The organism is Campylobacter sp. CN_NE2, from assembly GCF_027797465.1.
In the GTDB taxonomy this organism is placed as follows: domain Bacteria; phylum Campylobacterota; class Campylobacteria; order Campylobacterales; family Campylobacteraceae; genus Campylobacter_B.
The window spans coordinates 863,848-882,764 of sequence record NZ_CP115608.1; the positions used below are offsets into that span (position 1 = coordinate 863,848).

The following is an 18,917-nucleotide window of genomic DNA, read 5'->3' on the forward strand; positions in this document are numbered from 1 at the left end:
ACCTTTTCCACATTTATTTATGATAATGTAAATTCAAAACTATTTGCAACTTTTAATCCTTAAAAATAAATTTCTAGCAAAAATAGCAAATTTCGCCAAAGTTTTTGACATGGCACAAATACTTAAAATAACAGAATTTGGCAATCTTATCAAAATAGAAAGCATAAATTTTTTATATTTTTCCAAGCTACAATCTTTAAATTCGCTACTTTTTGTTATCTCGCAAATTTTGCTTTTATACTCTTTTAAAGTTTGTTTTATGTCATTTTTATCAAAAGGGGTAGAGATGAAAAAATAGTGAAACACAACTCGCATACTATCTTTACAAAATATTGTTTCTGCGTCGTTAAAGCCTTGTTTAGTGAAAAAATTCGTCAAGCTTTCATTTACAATAAAATTATCTTTGAGCTTTAAAAATGTCATCTGTTTTCGATTTAGATAGTATCTATAAAATGTATCATCTACTTTGTAAATTTTTTCTGCAAAAAATGCTATTTTTGGGATTATACACCTATCTTCTGCGTAAAATCTAATATCAACAGGAAATTCAACCCTATCGTGCAAAGTTTTTTTGTATAATTTATTTACAACCGAAGTTAAAACTCTATCATATCTAGCGTTTAATATATCATCTAAATACTTTTTTTTATCTACAACACCACTTTGCAAGCTATCTTTGTGGATACTTTCTATGCCGTCTCGTATAAAAATAGCATCACTTAAAACCAAATCTGCATTATTTTCGCTAGCACCCCTGTATAGGCTTTCTAAAAAATTTGGCAAAACCTCATCATCGCCGTCGATATGGCTTATGTATTCGCCTTTTGCTACTTCGTAGCCTGCTTTTCTAGCACTTGGCAAACCACCGTTTTCTTTATTTACGATTACAATTCTATCATCTTTAAATTTTTGAATTATTTGAAGCGAGTTATCAGTGCTGCCGTCATTTACAACGATAATCTCTATATCTTTAAACGATTGATTTATAACGCTATTTAGGCATCGCTCTATTTTTTCTCCAAGATTGTAACAAGGAATAATCACAGAAATTTTTGGTTTCATAAAATAAACTATCCTTTCTGAATTTAATTTTTAAACTTGCATTATACTATAATTTGTTTAGCTCAACAGAATCTATATTTAAAAGCCAAAACTTCGTTAAATTCTTCGTGTCTGAAATTTTGTGGGCTTTTATCTGTGCTTCCGTCATCGACCACTATAATTTCTAAATTTTTATATAATTGATTTATAACTGAATTTAGGCACTCTTTTAGATATATTTTGACATTATAAACTGGGATTACTATGCTAACTGCATAAAATTTCATTATTTGAACCCAAGCTTAATTTTAATTAACATAAATATCCTACCTATGCCATCTTGTTTCAAAATATAAAAAAATCTATTTATTAAATAGATAAATTTACCAAAAAAAATTCCAAATTTATTTACATAGTAATCTCTTTGTTTTATTTTAAATTTTTCTTTTTCATCAAGCCAACTGCTATCGTAATGATGAATGCCATAGGTATTATTTGTAAAATTAAGTTTATTAGTATAAAAATTTTTTGGATAAAAATAATCAGCTGGATAAACCCTACAACCAGCCACAGTCTGCAACTCGCCATTTAGTTTCAAACCATATTTAGATAGTATATTTGTCATTATCGTTACAATGGTCGTTGTGTTTAGTTGATTGTTTTCTAGCATAAATTTATGTGTCTTGTAATAATCTAGCATTTCTTGCAAAATATCCGACTTTGATTCACTGCCACAAATCGCCAAATTTACATATTCAGAACTTTCAAAGCCAAGAAAAAATTTATCATTCATCAAATCATCGATATTTTTTAAAAGTTCCATATCGGTATCCATATAAATTCCGCCAAATTCATACAAAGCTTTAAGTCTTGCTACATCTGCAACAAAGGCGTATTTTTTGGCTTCGTATGCTTCTTTTGTATATTGTAACGCATTTACATCAAAATTACTTTCATTCCACTCAATAATTTCATAATCAGGGCAATACTTTTTCCAGCTTTCGATATATTTTAAAGCTAACTCTGGCAAAGGATTCCCGCCAAACCAGCAATAATGAATAATCTTTGGTATCATCTAAATTCCTTTATTTAATCTTCTTATAAATAACTATCAATAGCTCATTTATTTTTTCAAGTCCTAAAAAACGAAAAGAATATTTTATTTTTGTTTTAAATGATAAACTTGGATTACACCAAATTAATTTGATGTTTGCTAAATTTTTATCGATAAGTTTTAAATATTTTATAGTATCGGTAGGATAAGACATCATAACAAGATGCATTATTCTCATATCTAAAAAAATTTTATATTTTTCATAGATTTTTTTCTCAATTAAAAAATTTAATATTGCGTTGTAAAGTAATCTAAAACAATCTATTTTTTCTTCATTCATAATAACTTTGTCACCAGAAACAATACTAGATAAATTTATTTGGTTATAGTGATAATAAGCATACGGAAGATATGCTTTTTTTCGATGAAAATAAAATAACTGCAACGATATATAAACATCTTCAAACAAACTAAAATTAGGAAAATCGATTTTATCATACAGCTCTTTGGATACTAATTTTATTGGTAAAAAGCCATTGGTAACACCAAGCAAACTATCTGAAAATTCGGAATCTGTTTTTATAAAATCATATTTTTCTTTACTATATATTTCTTTATTTTCAAAACTGCTGTAAAGATCACATATTACAATGTCTGCACCATCTTCTTTTGCTTTTTTATACATAGAACTTATCATATCAAGCTCTACCCAATCATCGCTATCTATAAAAAGTATATACTCGCCATTTGCGCTATTTAAGCCATTTTTTCTAGTTAGGCTCGAACCGCTATTTTGAGTATTGTTTATGATTTTTATATTATCTTTTCTATTTGGATATTTTTCTATAATGCTTTGCAAAACCTGCATACTATTATCGGGTGAACAATCATTTACAAAAATATACTCAATGCTATCAAAATCTTGCTCAAATAGTGTTGTGGCACATTTGGCGATATATTTTTCGACATTATAAACTGGGATTATTATGCTAACTAAACAATTTTTCATAAATTTTTTCCTTTTATAATCGCTTTTATATTTCTATATATGTCTCTTGGTATCGTAAAACACCACTCCAATCCAATAAACGGCAAAGTGTAAAAAATCTTTTTAAATTTTGAAATCAATGGATTTTGCAAAACAAATCTAATATCCACAAGGCTTTCATCTATGTTTTTTAGCCTATTTATATAGTCGTTATCTGCTACCACAAGCACAATCCAAACAATACGCATTTTAACATCTTTGATATATTTATCATAGATATTATTTTGTATTAAAAAATTACAAACGCTATTATACATCTCTTTGCTATCATTTATCTTTTTTTCTATCGAATTAGATGACACTATACTGCTTAAATTCATTTGATTATAATGCAAAAATGCTTTTGGTAAATATGAAATTTTTTTAGTTTTATAGAAAAGTTGAGTTATAATGAAAGTATCTTCAAAAAGTGAAAATTTTGGAAATTCCAAATTCTCATATAGTTTATTTTTTACTAATTTGTTCCAAATGTAAGAATTTATAGACCCACTCAAACAAGCTTTTAAATAATCATTATTTTTTATTTCATCATATTTTTCTTTGCAATAAATTTCTTTATTTTCATAATTTAAATAATAATCGCACCACACAATATCAGCATTATCGTTTTTTGCTTTTTTATACATAGAACTTACCATATCAAGTTCTACCCAGTCATCACTATCTATAAAAAGTATATACTCGCCACTAGCATTATCTAAGCCATTTTTTCTAGTTAGGCTAGAACCGCTGTTTTGAGCATTATTTACGATTTTTATATCATTTTTTCTATTTGGATATTTTTCTATCACGCTTTGTAAAATTTGCATACTATTATCAGGCGAGCAATCATTTACAAAAATATACTCAATGCTATCAAAATCTTGCTCAAATAGCGTTGTGGCACATTTGGCGATATATTTTTCGACATTATAAACAGGGATTATTATTGAAATTAATGGACTTTTATTCATCATTTCTCCAAATTTACAAGCCTACCAAATAAAAGCTTCATTCTATCAAAATATATAAAAAATTCTTCTTCTTTTAAAATCCAAAGAGTAAAAATATAAACTATTATGCCAATTAGTATCGATAAAATCAAACTTAATAAAGGACTAGATATGAAATAATCAATACAAAAAATTACAAAAACCATAACAAAAGATGCTACAAAACTGTGCCAAATATAGCCAAGTTGTTTAAATGCACCAAAGCCATAGTATTTACCTATGATGTAGGTATTTATAAAAAACGATAAAAAACCCATTGCTGCCCTACCTATAACGACTGCTTTTATGCTTATAGGAAATGTTATGGCCATCATGATAAAAAGCAAAAACATTTTGATTATTTCGATTTTTAAACGATAATCTGTCCTTCCAATAGCTTCTAGTAAATTCAAATTCGCACCACTTAAAGGTGTAAAAATAAATGCCAAAGAGAACCAAAAAAATAGAGGTGCCGCTTCAATCCATTTTTCTGTCAAAAATACTAAAATAAAATTCTCGCTTATCATAGCAAAACCAAACATTGCAGGAATTGTAGTTAAAGAGATAATTTTAAGAAGTTTTTTAAATATCCTTATAAGCTCATCTTTATCATTTTGCAAAGATGAAAGCAGCGGAAAAGTAGCCCCTACAATAGCACCTGTTACAGCTCCAAAAATACTGCTAGTGCAAGTTTCTCCTTGATTATAAAAACCTAAATCTTTTGTAGAATAAAATTTAGCAATAACAAGAATATAAATGCTGTTTAATATAATTCCTAAAACTCCGATTACGGTCAAATTTACACTAAAACTAAATAGTTTTTTAAATGATTTTTTGCTAAATCCAGTCTTTGGTATCCATTTACCAAAATACCAAAATAACGCAACTGCTACGCTCTGCGATATAATATTTTGCCAAACAAGCGACCAAACACCAAATCCATTTAATGCAAAAATTAACCCGCAAGGACAACCGATAATAATAGAGATTAAATTTATAAAAGCGATTTTCTTAAAATCAACATTTATTTGAAATTTTGCTGTTTGCACTATTCGTAATGATTGCAAGATTAAAACCACAAACAAAACTCTTGCCAAATTTGTAAGTTCCGGAATTTTATAAAATTCTGCGATAAATGGAGCAACAAAAAATAAAATTAAATAAAATACTATCGCAACAACTACATTAAAAATAAAAACAGTTGAAAAATCATATTCATCTCTGTCTTGTCTTTGTATTAAAGCCTTAGAAAAACCGCTTTCAATAAAAACGGAACTAAGCGCGATAAAAACCGTTAAAAGCGCAATAGTTCCATAATCATTTGGCGATAGAATTCTAGCTAATATAATGCCGAAAATAAAACCAAGCCCTTGAACCCCAAAGCGTTCAAATAAGTTCCATAAAATTCCAAATTTGGTTTTTTGAATTATGTTTTCTTGCACAAATTTTCCAAAATTTAAAAATTATTTTTCATTTAAATTTAAAAATAACTCTGCGCACCAAAGTTGCCATTTTTGATTTCCGCTTAATTTTTCCATAGGAATATCATCTCTAAATTCTGCTCTTTTTGGACCTTTCCAATCTTTAAAAATCATATCCACAGGGCGTGGCATAGGAATTTTATTTGGTATTTCAAATTCAGGATAAATTTTTGCATATAAATTTCTAACCAAATATTTCGGTTCGCCGTTTCGCACTCTATGCAAATCAAGCGGTTCGCTCATAACAAGCTTAGCGTAAGGGTCGTAATATGGCAGATTTGCAACTTCAAAAGCATTTAAATAAGAACTTGAACTCTCTATGGCAAAAACATCGTCCATAAAACGCATAAAGTCTATTTTTTCACCTTGTCTATATTTTTCAAAAAGCTCAGAAACATCAACCGGATTTTTTAAAACTAAATTTGGTTCTAAAAATGTGTAGCGATTTTTAAACTCATCAAAATCCCAATCTTTTGCTAAAAGTTTATCCATACCGCCAAAAATCAAGTCCGAACTCTCTCCGACAATCATTAGCTCTACGCCGTCTTTTTTGGCCGCCAAGGCAGCTTTATAAATTTGTGGTTCTATTGAATGCACGGGAGCGCATTTATTTTTCATAACAGGCTCGGTAAATTCTTTATAATCATCAAAATTTATATTTATCAAATGATGATTTAAGCCAAATTTTTCACAATATTTTTTTGCTCTTTTGGCATCTAAGTTAAAAACTTCATCTAAATCAGAAGTAAAGGTATATGCGTGGCTTCCTTTTTTTAGATATGAAGCCAAATTTGCGCTATCCATACCGCCTGATAGTAAAATTCCAATCGAATCATATTTTTCATAAAGTTCATCAAATTGTTTTTTTATAGCCGCGTCGATTTCATCTGCGTTTTTAACAGAAATTTGCTCATTTTTTGGCACAGGTTGTATATTTTTGTGCTTAAAACCATCGTAAAATTCAACGCCGTCTTTAAAAATATAGCGATACGCTATATACGAACTTAAACAAAAATCTTTATCTACCATTTTTTCTCCTTATTTTAAATCTTCTAAATTATCTTGACGCACAGCATTTAGCGCTTTTGTAATCTGCGTAGATGAGATATTTTTTGTATATGGAAAATATACGATTTTTATACCAAATTTAGCAAATTCTTTTTCATAATTTTGCCATTTCTCTGTCCCATACCAATCATCTCCTACAAATAGATACGAAGCACCTAATTTTTTACAAGCTTCAAGTTTATCCATATCATATTGCGGCACGGCAGCATCGACATATTTGCAACTTCTTACTATTTCGATACGATCTTCAAAAGGAATCATTGATTTTTTGCCTTTATATGCCACGAGTTCATCGACGGTTACGCCGACAACCAACTTATCGCACATACCTTTTGCATTTTTGAGTAAATTTAAATGACCTATATGAAATAAATCATAAACTCCCGTTGTGTAGCCTATAATCATCATTTAACTCCTAGCGTTTGTTTGATTTCATCTAAGATTTTTTGCGAAACATTTGGATAATTTAGCATAATTTCATCTTTTATTTTTCCCATATCCAAAGGTTTGGTTTTTTCATCGATAACATCGCTTATATATGAAATAATATCGTTTTCATTTTTGGCTATGTAGTAGTGGTTTAAAGCTATTTTACCATACTCTGTAAGCTGATCAAATACTAATCCGTCATAAGATACAAAGCAGCCTTTTTTACCGCTATAAAGCCACTCTGAAATAAACGAACCACAATCATTTATTATGCCATCAGCTTCGTTAAAAATATCCAAATAATCCCCGCCGCTAGAAAATTCCATAACGCTTTTTATTTTTTCTAAATACTCACTTACTTGCTCTTTGCTCCAAGTTTTGCTCTGCACTAAATCTTCAAATAAAACAGGGTGCGGACGAAAAACAAAACGAACATTTGGAAATTTTTGTGGCAATGTCAAAATAAAATCATAATAATACAAAAAATTTGAAATTTTTATTATATCACCATATGTAGAGCGATGTGAAGCTATTAAAATAGTCTTTGTTGTTTCACTTTTTTTTTGATTTATCTTAAAATTATCCATTTTTGCATAGCCTGTTACTACTGCATTTTTTCCGATATAAGGAGCAAATTTCCTAAACCCGTCAAGCTCAAATTTATTATTTAAAAAAACTTTCCAACATAAATTTACTCCAAGCTGCGTAGTTATATAATTGTCCCCATATTGAAAATGGGAAAATCCATATTGTATATAAAAAGGTAAAATATTTTTACTCGATAAATACTGCATAGAATGAACCATATTTACAACACCGTCGTATGGATTAGCACAATACACAACATCAAATTTATCGCTATGATCTAAAAATATATCATTTTTTTCATCATAACCATCAAGCAACATCTCAATACCATATTTTTGCAAAACGAAATTTTTTGCGCCATTATATTTTTCTATCATATGCTCTTTACTTCTTGAAATGTCTGGAATCACAACAATTTTTAAATCAAATTTGTCCCCTTCTTTAAGCATAAGTTCATATAAATTTATCGCACCAAACATCGAATCTGACATAATATAGCTTGCAAAACGGATTTTCTTATTTTCTCGTTTTTTAAAATTTTCTATAACGCTTTCGTAATGCTTATGCGTAATAGATAAATTTTTTTTATTCTTAAAACATTGCCAATATTTTAAATATAACTCACTATCCCAAAATGATTTTGGCATTAACTCTACAATAGTGCGTTTAATAATATTCATTAATTCTTCTTTTCCCAATTTAACGCACTTGCAACAATTTCTTCTAAATTATTATGCTTTGGTGTCCAATCAGTTTTAGCTTTTAATTTATCTGCATTTGAGATTAGCCTTGCCGGGTCGCCGTCCCTACGCGGTGCATTTTCAACCTTAAAATCAACCCCGCTTACTTTTTTAGCACACTCGATAACCTCTTTTACGCTAAAACCGGTGCCATAACCTACATTAAACACGCTACTATCGTTATTTTGCAAGTATCTAAGCACCGATAAATGCGCCTGAGCCAAATCTTCCACATGAATATAATCCCTTACGCAAGTTCCATCACTCGTCGGATAATTATCGCCAAAAATGCTCATTTTTTCGCGTTTTCCGACGATTGTTTGAGTTGCCACTTTGACTAAATGCGTTGCATTTGGATAGTTTTGCCCGATAAGTCCGTCAGATGAAGCACCTGCTACATTAAAATAACGCAAAATTCCGTATTTAAAATCCCTATTTGCCGCAGCAGCGTCTTTTAAAACCCACTCGGTCATAAGTTTGCTTCTACCATAAGGATTTATCGGATTTTGCGGACTTTCTTCGCTAACTACACCGGTTTCAGGCTCCCCATAAGTCGCCGCCGTCGAACTAAAAATGAAATTTTTCACGCCGTATTTTTGACAAAGTGCTATCAAATTTATCGCATTTGCCGTATTGTTTAGATAGTATTTCAAAGGATTACTCATGCTTTCAAAAACTTCGATAAACGCCGCAAAATGGATAATCGCTTCAAATTTATTAAATTTAAAAATTTCGTCCATTTTTGCTATATTTTCCAAATCCATTTGGACAAACTCAAACGCACCCACGCTTTTAAGAGCGTCAATCGCTTTTTGTGTCCCTTTGCAAAGATTATCAACGACGACTATGTCATGTCCGCCTTCTTCAAGCAACGCCTTTACTACATGGCTTCCGATATAACCTGCTCCGCCTGTGATTAAAATTTTCATTTTTTGCTCCTTAAAATTAATTATTATACTACAATTCTTTTTTAAACCGAATAAAAACGGGAAATCTTGGTTTGCCGTTTTTTGTGAGATTTTGGAATTTATAGGTTAGAATTTGCCCGATTTTTGGCGGATTTGAGCGAATTTCATCGCTAAAACCCGACCCAAGCCTAAATTCAGCGCCACTTTTTATATCACGGCACAAAAGTGAGCCCATTTTGCCTTTAAATTTGCCTTTTCCGTCATAAATTTGCAAAACTTCACACTCGCTATCTAAAAACTTTTTAACTTTTAAAATTTTATCGCTTCGTCCGTTTATATATGGCGAATTTGGATCTCTTACGACCGCACCTTCACCGCCCTTAGCTAAAACGGAATTTAAAAATTTTTTTAATTCTTTGTGCGAATTTATGGGAATTTGCTCGATAATTTCAATATTTTTTATTTCGTTTTTATCTAAAAATTCACGCAAATTTGCTAGGCGAGAAAACAAATCGCCATTAACACTTGGCACATCAAAAATCAAAAATTTAACACTTTCCCACTCATCGCCTGGCTTACTATCAGCGACGATAGAGTATAAATTTTCAAAATCTTCTCGCTTCGTCCAAAGTTCGCCGTCAATCACAAACGGCGGAAAATTTTCCGTCCAAAATTTTGGAGCGTTTATGATTTTGCCGTTTCGGCTACGCAAATTTGCTCCGTCCCAAATGGCTCTAACCCCGTCAAATTTTTCGCTGATAACCCAACCTGCGATATTTTCATCACCTTTATAAACATTTAAAAGCATAGGTTCGTGATTTTTACAAAAAAGCAAAGAATTTAAAAAGAAAACTAATAAAATGAGCTTTTTTATCAAATTTCAAGCCCTTTTAGCTCTTTATCAATAAATTTGCTAAAAACTGCCGTGTAGCTCATATTTTCGCACTTTTCGTTTAAAAATTTTTGCATATTTGTCAAATAATTCGCATAATCGCTAATTTGCAAATTTCCACGCAAAAGCTCGTATTTTAGGAAAAGCCAGTAGGTATTTAGCGTGTCGCTTTGGCAATACTCATCGATTTTTTCTTGCTTATTCGCATAATACAAATCTAACACTTGATCGCCGCTAACATCGTATTTTCCGGGCAGCCCCAAAGCCGTGCATAAATAATCTAGCTTCAAACCGCTAACAGCCCTAAAATCGCTAATGTGATCGAGCAAATCCAAATGAAAACGCCCGTCGTAGCGACTTCGGTAATTTTCCCATTTGCTTTTATTCATAATTACATTATTAGTTTCAAAATACGAATTAGCATCTAAATTATACTTCATCGCCCTAACCATAATCATCGGCAGATCAAAGCCCCGTCCGTTGAAGCTTACAAGGCGAGGGTTGTGCGAATTTATAAATTTTAAAAACTCAGCGATTTTTTCTTTTTCGTTTTTGCCTTGCAAGGTCGAAACCCGCATGAAATTGCCAAATTTATCCGCCATAACGGCACTTATGCAGACCACTTTGTGAAAACAAACGGGCAAAAATTCGCTCCCTGTTTTTTCTTTTTGCAAATTTTGTGCCTTTTTGCTAAGTTTTAGTGGATTTAAAATTTTTGTTTTATCGTCGCTATAAATTTTATTTTCGCCCCAAAATTTAATGTTTTTTTCACTATTTTGCCCTAAATCTGCGTTTTTATCAAATTCCAAATTTTTACCATCATTTACTACATTTGCTTCTAATTCATTGCCAAAAAGATTATCTGTGTTTTCTTTTGGAATTTCTTCCCAGCACTCGCTAAATTCGTCCTTATCTAAAACTCTGCTAAGAGTTTCTACATCAGGGATAGTTTCACAATCAAAAACGCAAATATACTCGCTCATAAATCAGCCCTATCAAGCAATTTTATAAATCTACTTTTTATCCCACGCTAAAATGGTATTCCCGTTTTCATCGGTGGCGATGTCGCCCATGCCCATTATGTTATAACCACAATCGACATAGTGAATCTCGCCCGTAACTGCACTGGCAAAGTCGCTAAGCAAATATGCGCCACTTTTGCCGACTTCGAAAATATCTACATTTTTCTTTAACGGCGAATTTAGCTCGTTCCAACGCAAAATCATACGAAAATCGCCGATTCCACTAGCTGCGAGAGTTTTGATTGGACCTGCCGAAATCGCATTTACGCGAATTCCGCGAACGCCCAAATCATGCGCTAGGTAGCGAACTGAGCTTTCAAGTGCAGCTTTTGCTACGCCCATGACATTGTAATGTGGCACAAATTTCACGCCTCCAAGGTAGCTAAGAGTCAAAATCGCTCCATTATCATTTAGTAAAGGTTCAACCGCATTTGTTAAAGCAATCAGCGAATAAACCGAAGTTTGCATAGCGATATTAAAGGCTTCTTTTGTAGTGTCAATAAATTTGCCATCAAGCGCTTCTTTTGGCGCAAATGCCACAGCGTGAAGCACAAAGTCAAATTTGCCAAAATCTTTTTCTAAGCTAGTTCGCAAATTCGCCAAATGCTCGTCGTTGTTGATATCTAGCTCATATATTTTATCGCTTCCTAGCTCATTTGCAATCGGCTCAACACGCTTTTTAAGAGCGTCATTTAAAAATGTAAAAGCTAACTGTGCCCCTTGCTCGTGGCAAATTTTCGCAATCCCGTAAGCGATAGATTTATTATTTGCAACGCCGACAATAAGCCCTTTTTTACCTTTTAATATCATTTTGCTTCCTTGATTAAATTTATAAAATTTTCTGCACTCCAACTAGCAGTTCCCACTAAAACGCCGTCGCAACTTGAAATTTGCGAAATCTCAGCGATATTTTTTAAATTTACGCTTCCCCCATATAGCAAAGGCGCCTTTGTTTTAGTTCGCAAAAAGCTTAAAATTTCATCTATGATTTCGCTAGTTGCAGTATTTCCAGTGCCAATCGCCCAAATCGGCTCGTAAGCGATAACCAAATTTTGGTAATCTAAATCGATTTTTTCTAGTTGCGAATTTAGAAATTCCTTTGTTTTGCCGTTTTTATAAACAGCTTCGCTCTCGCCTATGCAAAAGATGATTTTGTAGCCTTGCGATTTTGCAAATTCGAATTTTTTTGCGATTAGCTCGTCTGTTTCACCTAAAATTTCGCGTCTTTCGCTATGTCCGATTAAAACGCAAGAAATGCCAAATTCACTCAGCATTTCTTTGCCGATTTCGCCCGTGAAACTGCCTTTTTCGCACGGATAGAAATTTTGTGCGCCTTGCGTGAATTTATGCTTTGCTAAATTTAGAGCCGTAGCCGGTGGAAATACCAAAATTTCGTGTTTTGATAAAATTTCATCGTCCAAATTTGCATTTAAAAATTCGCAATACTTGCCAAAACTAGCCCTTGTATGGTTGCATTTTAAATTTGCCGCTAGTATCATGTTTTATTCTTCCGTAGTTAAAACTTTTACGCCCGGAAGCTCTTTTCCTTCGATTAGCTCTAAACTTGCTCCGCCACCCGTTGAGATAAATGTCATCTCATCAGCATCCCCTGCTCTTTGAGCGACATCGGCAGTATCGCCACCGCCAACGACCGTCGTAGCGTGGCTTTCGGCGATTGCGTGGCTTATTCTAAAACTGCCACGCGCAAATTTATCGATTTCAAAAACGCCCATAGGTCCATTCCACCAAATAGTTTGAGCATCTTCCAACGCTTCTTTAAAAAGCGCAACGGTCGCGGGACCGATGTCTAGCCCCATCCAACCGCTTGGAATTTCTTGCACGGTTACAAAACGCATAACCGCATCTTGCGAAGGGCTTTGAGCGGCGATTACATCGACAGGAATATAAATTTTAACGCCCAATTCCTTGCCTTTTCGCAAAATATTTTTTGCTTCTTCGATCAAATCTTCTTCTAAAAGCGAATTTCCTATGTCGTATCCTACGGCTTTTAAAAATGTAAATGCCATACCGCCGCCGATGATGAGTTTATCGACTTTTGGTAGCAAATTTTTTAAAGCTTGAAGCTTTCCGCTTACCTTGCTACCGCCCGTTACAGCTACGAAAGGACGCGCAGGTCGCTTGATAAGATCTCTTGCAAACTGCACTTCCTTCATCAGCAAAAATCCTGCTGCCTTGTGTTCTTTATCAAAAAATCTAGTAATAGCTTCCACAGAAGAGTGCGCTCTGTGGCAAACGCCAAATGCGTCATTTATGTAAAAATCGGCAAATTCGGCAAGTTTTTTGGCTAATTCTTCATCGTTTTTGGTTTCGCCCTTTTCAAATCGCAAATTATCAAGCAACAAAACTTCGCCCTTTTCTAGCGAATTTACCGCCATTTTAGCGTCATATCCTGCTATGTCATTTACAAATTTAACTTCACGATCCAAAAATCTTGAAAGTCTTTTTGCCACAGGACGAAGTGAAAATTTCTCTTCAAAGCCGTTTTTTGGACGACCCAAATGACTAGCCAAAATCACGCTACAACCTTCGTCCAAGCAGTATTTTATCGTAGGAATCGACGAGCGAATTCGGCGATCGTCCGTGATATTTAAAAACTCGTCCATAGGCACATTAAAATCGCACCTAATAAAAACCTTATCCCCTGCTTTTAGCTTTAAATCTTTGATTGATAGAATTTCGCTCATCTTGGGTCCTTATTTTTTAGCTGCATACATCGCAAGGTCGATTAGTCGGTGACTATAACCCCATTCATTATCATACCAGCTCATAACTTTTATCAAATTTCCGCAAATCACTTGCGTTAAATCACTCGCAACTATGCTTGAATAGGCACTCGTGCAAAAATCAGTCGAAACTCTTTGATCATCATCAACAAGCAAAATGCCTTTCATAGCGCCATTAGCATATTTTCTAAAAATTTCATTAAGTTCAGCCGCCGTTGTTTCTTTTTTGGTAACGACATTTAAATCCACCATAGAAACATTTGGCACAGGCACTCTCACGCTTTGTCCGTGCATTTTGCCTTTTAGTTGCGGAAGCACCAAATTTATGGCTTTTGCAGCACCTGTTGTTGTAGGGATTATATTACAAGCTGCTGCTCTGCTTCTGCGGAAATCACGGCACTTAACATCAACCAAGCTTTGTCCGTTTGTGTAAGCGTGGATTGTAGTCATCAACCCTTTTTCTATGCCAAGCTCGTCATCAAGGACTTTTGCGATAGGTCCAAGGCAGTTTGTGGTGCAACTTGCATTTGAAATGACAGCCTGACCTGCGTAAGTTTCGTGATTTACGCCCATTACAAATGTCGGCGTATCGTCTTTTGCAGGAGCACTCATAACCACTTTTTTAATGCCGTTATTTAAGAAAGGTTGGCATTTTTCGGTTGTTAAAAAAGCTCCGGTGCATTCTAAAACCACTTCTGCGCCAAGTCCAGCGTAATCAAGCTCATTTGCGTCTCTTGTGCTATAAACTCTGATTTTTTTGCCATCAACTGCGATAAAATCATCATCTATAACCTCAACTTTTTTATTAAATTCGCCATGCACGGTGTCGTATTGAAGTAAGTATCTTGTAACTTCCCGTTTAGCGGTATCGTTGATAGCGACAACTTCGATGTCGTCTCTATTTAGTGCGATTCTAGCCACACACCTGCCGATTCGTCCAAAGCCGTTTATTGCAACTTTTAGTGCCATATAATATCCTTTTAGGTATAATTCACGCAATTTTACTAAATTTGGAATTTAAATTAGGTTAAACGGGTAAAAAATATGAAAATAGCACTATTTGGCGGTAGTTTCGACCCGCCACACACCGGACACGAGAAAATAGTTCGCTCGGTTTTAGCAAATTTAAATATCGATTTGCTTGTTATAATGCCGACATTTTTAAATCCGTTTAAAGAAAAATTTTCTGCACCGCCGAATTTAAGGCTAAAATGGGTAGAAAAACTTTGGGGAAATTTAGAAAAAGTGCAAATTTGCGATTTTGAAATTTTGCAAAATGAAAAAGTGCCGAGCATAAAAAGTGTAAATTTTTTGCTTTCAAAATATCCAAAAAGTGAAATTTATCTTATCATCGGAGCCGATAATTTGGCAAATTTAGACAAATGGCACAAATTTGACGAACTTAAAAATTTGGTTAAATTTGTGGTTTTTGCTCGTGGTGGCGTGCAAATTCCGAACCAAATTCACGGCGTAAATTTGCAAAAAATGGATTTAAATGTTAATATGTCGTCATCGTTTTTTAGGTCGAATTTGAAAGGTGAAATTCCAAATTTGATAAAAGATGAAGTTATAAAATTTTACGGAGATCAAAAAATGAGTGAAAATTCAGCAAAACAACGAGCCGAAAAAATCGCAGAAATTTTAAATGACAAAAAAGCCGAAAATGTCGAAATCATCGATATGAGCGAGAAAGATTATATCGCTAAATTTGTAGTCATTGCTACCACTTTGACAGGCCGTCATGGCTTAGCGCTAATCGATGAGTTAAAAAGCGTTTTAAAACCTTTGGGCGAAGAGTTTTTGGCTATCGAAAGTAGCGATGAGTGGAGCGTTGTGGATTTGGGCGATATTATAATTCACTTAATGGACGAACGCTACCGCGCAAAATACAATATCGAAGAGTTTTTGGAAAAATTAAAAAGAAATGAATTTGCCTAAATTTAGGCAAATTTGGTTTTAAAATTATATTTATATTTGTTAAATTTTACGGGCAAGAACGCCCACTTTATGATACTTTTTGTGGCTAATTATGAAAACTTGATTGATAATGAAATAATTAATCTATATAATGAGTAATATTTGTGTTATTTTTGGTGGGCAAGGATGCCACCCTACGATAATTAAACCATTATGGTAAGCAAGGATACCCGTCCTTTATTTATTATATAAATCAATAACTTTCCCGGTTTTAATATCAAATAAACTCCATTTATCAATCCATTTATTATTCTCTACAACTTTTTTCATAACTTTAAGCATTCCTTTTCCAAAAAATCTTACTATAATATAATCTTTGGAAAGAATTTCATTTCCCTTTTTATCAATAGCTCCGCAATGAAAATCAAATATCGCTACCCCTTCATTAAAATTAGAAACTTGTATAAAATTTAAAGGAATAACTATTTCTCCCTTTTTATTTATAAAGCCCCATTTTTCATCATGCTGAACTTTTGCTAATCCTTCGTTAAAATGCGGTAGAAATGGCAAATCACACAAAGGTATGCTAGTGTGAATAAATTTAAAAGGGATAACTATTTCCCCTGTTTTATCTATAAATCCCATTTTTCTTTCTTGCTCAACTGCTGCTAATCCCTCATTAAACACCCAAGCACTATCAAATTTAAAAGGAATAACTATTTCCCCATTTTTATCTACAAAGCCCCATTTATCTCCTTGCTTAACTGCTGCCAACCCCTCACTAAAAAACATAGCATTATCAAATTTAAAAGAGATAACTATTTCCCCATTTTTATCTATAAAGCCCCATTTTTCTCCTTGCTTAACTGCTGCTAATCCTCCAATAAAACCCAAAGCATAATCAAATTTTAAAGGGATAACTATTTCTCCTTTTTTATCTATAAAGCCCCATTTTTCTCCTTGCTTAACTACTGCTAACCCATCGCTAAAATTCCCAGCCCAATCAAATTTAAAAGGGATAACTATTTTTCCAGTTCTATCTATAAATCCTATTTTTTTACCTATAAATCCCTTTTTTTCAACCAAAGCTAATCCTTCATTAAAAGTAATGTGGTTATCATATTTCAATGGTAGGATAACTTTTTTAGTATTAAAATCAATCAATCCATATTTATAACCACCAAATAACTTTTCTTGATAAGAACCAAATAACTTTTTAACTTTTTTAGAAACCAGAACTAAATTCGCTTCCTCATCAGCAAATTTCTCCATTTCATAAGCCAAAGAAGAATCAGAAAACAATAGCATTTTTTACTCCTTATTTTTAATAAAGCACCGCAGAGTGGGCATTCTTGCCCACAGAAATTTTACATTTATTGAATTTTATCATTTTTAATTATTTGATTAACCAAATTCGTCTGTCCGAGTTCGCGTGACGAAAAAGCTAGGCTGATTTGATTTTATAAACCGATTTCCTTAGCGATTTTTTCTCGCAGGTCAAGAATTTCATCTCGCTTGATAACAAAACTATTTCGATTTGCGATTAAATGCGCTGAGCTTTCCATTATCGTCTCGGCGACTTTTAGTCCGTTTTGTTTTAGCGTTGTGCCGGTTTCGACATTATCGACGATAGCGTCCGCTAGACCGATTAAAGGCGCAAGTTCAATCGAGCCGTAAAGTTTGATAATGCTTACCGCAATCGCCTTTTGAGCGAAATACTCCCTTGCGATATTTGGCATTTTTGTTGCGATTTTTATGCCGGGCACCCCGTAATTTAGCTCAGTTTCGTTTTTAATACCAACGCAAACCTTGCATTTTCCGATTTTTAAATCTAGCAGTCTTAGCACATCAGGGCGGTGTTCTTCAAGCACATCAAGCCCCACTACACCGATGTCTGCTGCGCCTCCCATGACATAAGTCGGTATATCTTGGTTTCGCACATAAAGGAATTTAAAATTTCCTTCGCTCATAATGAGTTTTCTATCTTCAAATTTAAAATCAAGCCCGAAAATTTTTCTAAAAATCGCCAAAGTATCATCGGCAATGCGACCTTTTGGAAGTGCAACGGTTATCATTTTATATCCTTTTGTTTTAGCAAATTTAGCATTGAACGGAAAATCAAATTTCTATCATAAATCGAATTTGAAAAAAACTGCGACAAATAATGCCCGTCTCCGCCCGTAAAATAAATTTTTCTATCTTTTGCAAAATCTTTAATAAGCAAAATCACGCTTTTAATAAGCCCGTAGCTTACTGCATCGACCGTGCGATTTGGCAGTTTTTCTAAATCAATCTGCGTATTTAGCACGACATTTAGGCGTGGCGAAATCTCGGCGTATGAATTTAAAAATGTGTAAATTCCGGGCATTATAACGCCGCCTTTGTGGCGTGAATTTTCCATTAAATCAAGCGTTATAGCCGTTCCTGCATCGACGATGACGCCGTCTTTGATCTCGGTGCATGCTGCGACCCTATCTATACCAAGCCCTTTATATTCGGTATCTAGCTCGTAAAACGGCTCTAAGTCAAAAAAATTTTCATTTTTTTCAAGTTTTTCTTTAAATTTGGCATTTACGCTTATAAAATAAATTCGCTCGCTTGGTTCGTAGCTTTCAAACTGCGAATTTTCCATATATCTAACAACGCCGTCTTTATAAAATTTAGCCGTAGTATTGCCTATATCACACAAAGTCATAAAATATAAATTCGCTTTCTTCTAAGATTTTTTTAGATTTACTGCACATTTGCGAGTTGTAAAACAAAACTCTTTTTTTGACGATTTTACCTAGCTTTTCCTGCACGATTTTATCTAAACTTAAAAGCTCGTTTGCGTCTTTACTAATAAATCTGCTTTTTGCATTTCGCACGAAAACTAGCGTAAAAAAGCCGTCCAAATCCACGCCAAAATAAATTTCATACGAGCGTTTTTTGCTAAATTCTTTGGTATCTAGCGTTTTGAAATTTTTTAAAAGGAGCTTTTTTGAACGCAAAAGCTCCGAAATTTGTTTTTGCAT

General features: G+C 33.4%; 20 protein-coding genes and 1 pseudogene. 1 reads left to right on the top strand and 20 read right to left on the bottom strand.

From position 1 onward, the window contains the following. Positions 1-39: 39 nt before the first annotated feature. The 16 genes and pseudogenes from PF028_RS04215 to gap form a co-directional block, all read right to left on the bottom strand. Positions 40-1,062 carry a glycosyltransferase family 2 protein gene (locus tag PF028_RS04215; RefSeq protein ID WP_270860109.1) on the bottom strand — a complete coding sequence of 341 codons (1,023 nt, stop codon included), beginning with the start codon at positions 1,060-1,062 and terminating at the stop codon, positions 40-42. A gap of 104 nt (positions 1,063-1,166) precedes the next feature. Next, positions 1,167-1,328, bottom strand: a pseudogene (locus tag PF028_RS04220) (glycosyltransferase family 2 protein); the annotation flags it as partial. Further along, positions 1,328-2,116, bottom strand: a complete 789-nt coding sequence (locus PF028_RS04225; protein WP_270860110.1) for a glycosyltransferase family 32 protein — start codon at positions 2,114-2,116, stop codon at positions 1,328-1,330. The pseudogene PF028_RS04220 and the gene PF028_RS04225, both read right to left, overlap by 1 nt. A gap of 10 nt (positions 2,117-2,126) precedes the next feature. Continuing rightward, positions 2,127-3,104, bottom strand: a complete 978-nt coding sequence (locus PF028_RS04230; RefSeq protein ID WP_270860111.1) for a glycosyltransferase family 2 protein — start codon at positions 3,102-3,104, stop codon at positions 2,127-2,129. Next, the gene (locus tag PF028_RS04235) at positions 3,101-4,096 is read right to left on the bottom strand and encodes a glycosyltransferase family 2 protein (protein WP_270860112.1); all 996 of its coding nucleotides are present in this window, start codon (positions 4,094-4,096) and stop codon (positions 3,101-3,103) included. The genes PF028_RS04230 and PF028_RS04235 overlap by 4 nt, the downstream gene beginning before the upstream one ends. Next, entirely contained in the window at positions 4,096-5,556 is a 1,461-nt protein-coding gene (locus PF028_RS04240; RefSeq protein WP_270860113.1) for a lipopolysaccharide biosynthesis protein, read from the bottom strand. Before PF028_RS04240 ends, PF028_RS04235 begins: the two co-directional genes overlap by 1 nt. 21 nt (positions 5,557-5,577) lie before the next feature. Next, positions 5,578-6,624: an asparagine synthase C-terminal domain-containing protein gene (locus PF028_RS04245; RefSeq protein WP_270860114.1), complete on the bottom strand. Its 1,047-nt coding sequence runs from the start codon at positions 6,622-6,624 to the stop codon at positions 5,578-5,580. Positions 6,625-6,633: 9 nt separating this feature from the next. Next, the gene (locus PF028_RS04250) at positions 6,634-7,071 is read right to left on the bottom strand and encodes an adenylyltransferase/cytidyltransferase family protein (protein ID WP_270860115.1); all 438 of its coding nucleotides are present in this window, start codon (positions 7,069-7,071) and stop codon (positions 6,634-6,636) included. Next, positions 7,068-8,360, bottom strand: a complete 1,293-nt coding sequence (locus PF028_RS04255) for a hypothetical protein (protein ID WP_270860116.1) — start codon at positions 8,358-8,360, stop codon at positions 7,068-7,070. Before PF028_RS04255 ends, PF028_RS04250 begins: the two co-directional genes overlap by 4 nt. After that, entirely contained in the window at positions 8,360-9,349 is a 990-nt protein-coding gene (gene galE, locus PF028_RS04260; protein ID WP_270860117.1) for a UDP-glucose 4-epimerase GalE, read from the bottom strand. Before galE ends, PF028_RS04255 begins: the two co-directional genes overlap by 1 nt. A 28-nt stretch (positions 9,350-9,377) precedes the next feature. Then, positions 9,378-10,205 carry a DNA ligase gene (locus PF028_RS04265; RefSeq protein WP_333720453.1) on the bottom strand — a complete coding sequence of 276 codons (828 nt, stop codon included), beginning with the start codon at positions 10,203-10,205 and terminating at the stop codon, positions 9,378-9,380. Beyond that, complete coding sequence (locus PF028_RS04270) at positions 10,202-11,203, bottom strand: 3'-5' exonuclease (protein ID WP_270860118.1); 1,002 nt, start codon at positions 11,201-11,203, stop codon at positions 10,202-10,204. Before PF028_RS04270 ends, PF028_RS04265 begins: the two co-directional genes overlap by 4 nt. A 30-nt stretch (positions 11,204-11,233) precedes the next feature. Further along, positions 11,234-12,052 (bottom strand): enoyl-ACP reductase FabI, encoded by an 819-nt coding sequence (fabI, locus tag PF028_RS04275; RefSeq protein WP_270860119.1) that lies wholly within the window; start codon positions 12,050-12,052, stop codon positions 11,234-11,236. Then, positions 12,049-12,741 (bottom strand): triose-phosphate isomerase, encoded by a 693-nt coding sequence (locus PF028_RS04280; protein ID WP_270860120.1) that lies wholly within the window; start codon positions 12,739-12,741, stop codon positions 12,049-12,051. Before PF028_RS04280 ends, fabI begins: the two co-directional genes overlap by 4 nt. Before the next feature lie 3 nt (positions 12,742-12,744). Beyond that, positions 12,745-13,947 (bottom strand): phosphoglycerate kinase, encoded by a 1,203-nt coding sequence (locus PF028_RS04285; protein ID WP_270860121.1) that lies wholly within the window; start codon positions 13,945-13,947, stop codon positions 12,745-12,747. Positions 13,948-13,956: 9 nt separating this feature from the next. Then, positions 13,957-14,955: a type I glyceraldehyde-3-phosphate dehydrogenase gene (gene gap, locus PF028_RS04290; RefSeq protein ID WP_270860122.1), complete on the bottom strand. Its 999-nt coding sequence runs from the start codon at positions 14,953-14,955 to the stop codon at positions 13,957-13,959. Positions 14,956-15,030: 75 nt separating this feature from the next. Between gap and nadD the strand changes: the two genes are divergently transcribed. Beyond that, positions 15,031-15,924, top strand: a complete 894-nt coding sequence (gene nadD, locus PF028_RS04295) for a nicotinate (nicotinamide) nucleotide adenylyltransferase (RefSeq protein ID WP_270860123.1) — start codon at positions 15,031-15,033, stop codon at positions 15,922-15,924. A 216-nt stretch (positions 15,925-16,140) separates the two neighbouring features. Here the strand turns inward: nadD and PF028_RS04300 are convergent, their stop codons facing one another. The 4 genes from PF028_RS04300 to PF028_RS04315 all read right to left on the bottom strand — a co-directional run bounded on the left by PF028_RS04300 (position 16,141) and on the right by PF028_RS04315 (position 18,917). Further along, positions 16,141-17,211 (bottom strand): WG repeat-containing protein, encoded by a 1,071-nt coding sequence (locus PF028_RS04300; protein ID WP_270860124.1) that lies wholly within the window; start codon positions 17,209-17,211, stop codon positions 16,141-16,143. A 152-nt stretch (positions 17,212-17,363) separates the two neighbouring features. After that, on the bottom strand, positions 17,364-17,978 hold the full coding sequence (gene hisG / locus PF028_RS04305; protein ID WP_270860125.1) for an ATP phosphoribosyltransferase: 615 nt from the start codon (positions 17,976-17,978) through the stop codon (positions 17,364-17,366). Then, positions 17,975-18,598 carry a type III pantothenate kinase gene (locus PF028_RS04310; protein ID WP_270860126.1) on the bottom strand — a complete coding sequence of 208 codons (624 nt, stop codon included), beginning with the start codon at positions 18,596-18,598 and terminating at the stop codon, positions 17,975-17,977. The genes hisG and PF028_RS04310 overlap by 4 nt, the downstream gene beginning before the upstream one ends. Next, positions 18,585-18,917, bottom strand: coding sequence for a hypothetical protein (locus PF028_RS04315; RefSeq protein WP_270860127.1), 333 nt, complete (start codon positions 18,915-18,917; stop codon positions 18,585-18,587). Before PF028_RS04315 ends, PF028_RS04310 begins: the two co-directional genes overlap by 14 nt.

What these genes read in the sequence shown, in the direction of transcription:
- PF028_RS04215 (WP_270860109.1), bottom strand. Translation starts at nt 1,062, where the DNA reads ATGAAACCAAAAATTTCTGTGATTATTCCTTGTTACAATCTTGGAGAA.
- PF028_RS04225 (WP_270860110.1), bottom strand. Translation starts at nt 2,116, where the DNA reads ATGATACCAAAGATTATTCATTATTGCTGGTTTGGCGGGAATCCTTTG.
- PF028_RS04230 (WP_270860111.1), bottom strand. Translation starts at nt 3,104, where the DNA reads ATGAAAAATTGTTTAGTTAGCATAATAATCCCAGTTTATAATGTCGAA.
- PF028_RS04235 (WP_270860112.1), bottom strand. Translation starts at nt 4,096, where the DNA reads ATGAATAAAAGTCCATTAATTTCAATAATAATCCCTGTTTATAATGTC.
- PF028_RS04245 (WP_270860114.1), bottom strand. Translation starts at nt 6,624, where the DNA reads ATGGTAGATAAAGATTTTTGTTTAAGTTCGTATATAGCGTATCGCTAT.
- PF028_RS04250 (WP_270860115.1), bottom strand. Translation starts at nt 7,071, where the DNA reads ATGATGATTATAGGCTACACAACGGGAGTTTATGATTTATTTCATATA.
- PF028_RS04255 (WP_270860116.1), bottom strand. Translation starts at nt 8,360, where the DNA reads ATGAATATTATTAAACGCACTATTGTAGAGTTAATGCCAAAATCATTT.
- galE (WP_270860117.1), bottom strand. Translation starts at nt 9,349, where the DNA reads ATGAAAATTTTAATCACAGGCGGAGCAGGTTATATCGGAAGCCATGTA.
- PF028_RS04270 (WP_270860118.1), bottom strand. Translation starts at nt 11,203, where the DNA reads ATGAGCGAGTATATTTGCGTTTTTGATTGTGAAACTATCCCTGATGTA.
- fabI (WP_270860119.1), bottom strand. Translation starts at nt 12,052, where the DNA reads ATGATATTAAAAGGTAAAAAAGGGCTTATTGTCGGCGTTGCAAATAAT.
- PF028_RS04280 (WP_270860120.1), bottom strand. Translation starts at nt 12,741, where the DNA reads ATGATACTAGCGGCAAATTTAAAATGCAACCATACAAGGGCTAGTTTT.
- PF028_RS04285 (WP_270860121.1), bottom strand. Translation starts at nt 13,947, where the DNA reads ATGAGCGAAATTCTATCAATCAAAGATTTAAAGCTAAAAGCAGGGGAT.
- gap (WP_270860122.1), bottom strand. Translation starts at nt 14,955, where the DNA reads ATGGCACTAAAAGTTGCAATAAACGGCTTTGGACGAATCGGCAGGTGT.
- nadD (WP_270860123.1), top strand. Translation starts at nt 15,031, where the DNA reads ATGAAAATAGCACTATTTGGCGGTAGTTTCGACCCGCCACACACCGGA.
- PF028_RS04300 (WP_270860124.1), bottom strand. Translation starts at nt 17,211, where the DNA reads ATGCTATTGTTTTCTGATTCTTCTTTGGCTTATGAAATGGAGAAATTT.
- hisG (WP_270860125.1), bottom strand. Translation starts at nt 17,978, where the DNA reads ATGATAACCGTTGCACTTCCAAAAGGTCGCATTGCCGATGATACTTTG.
- PF028_RS04310 (WP_270860126.1), bottom strand. Translation starts at nt 18,598, where the DNA reads ATGACTTTGTGTGATATAGGCAATACTACGGCTAAATTTTATAAAGAC.
- PF028_RS04315 (WP_270860127.1), bottom strand. Translation starts at nt 18,917, where the DNA reads ATGCAAAAACAAATTTCGGAGCTTTTGCGTTCAAAAAAGCTCCTTTTA.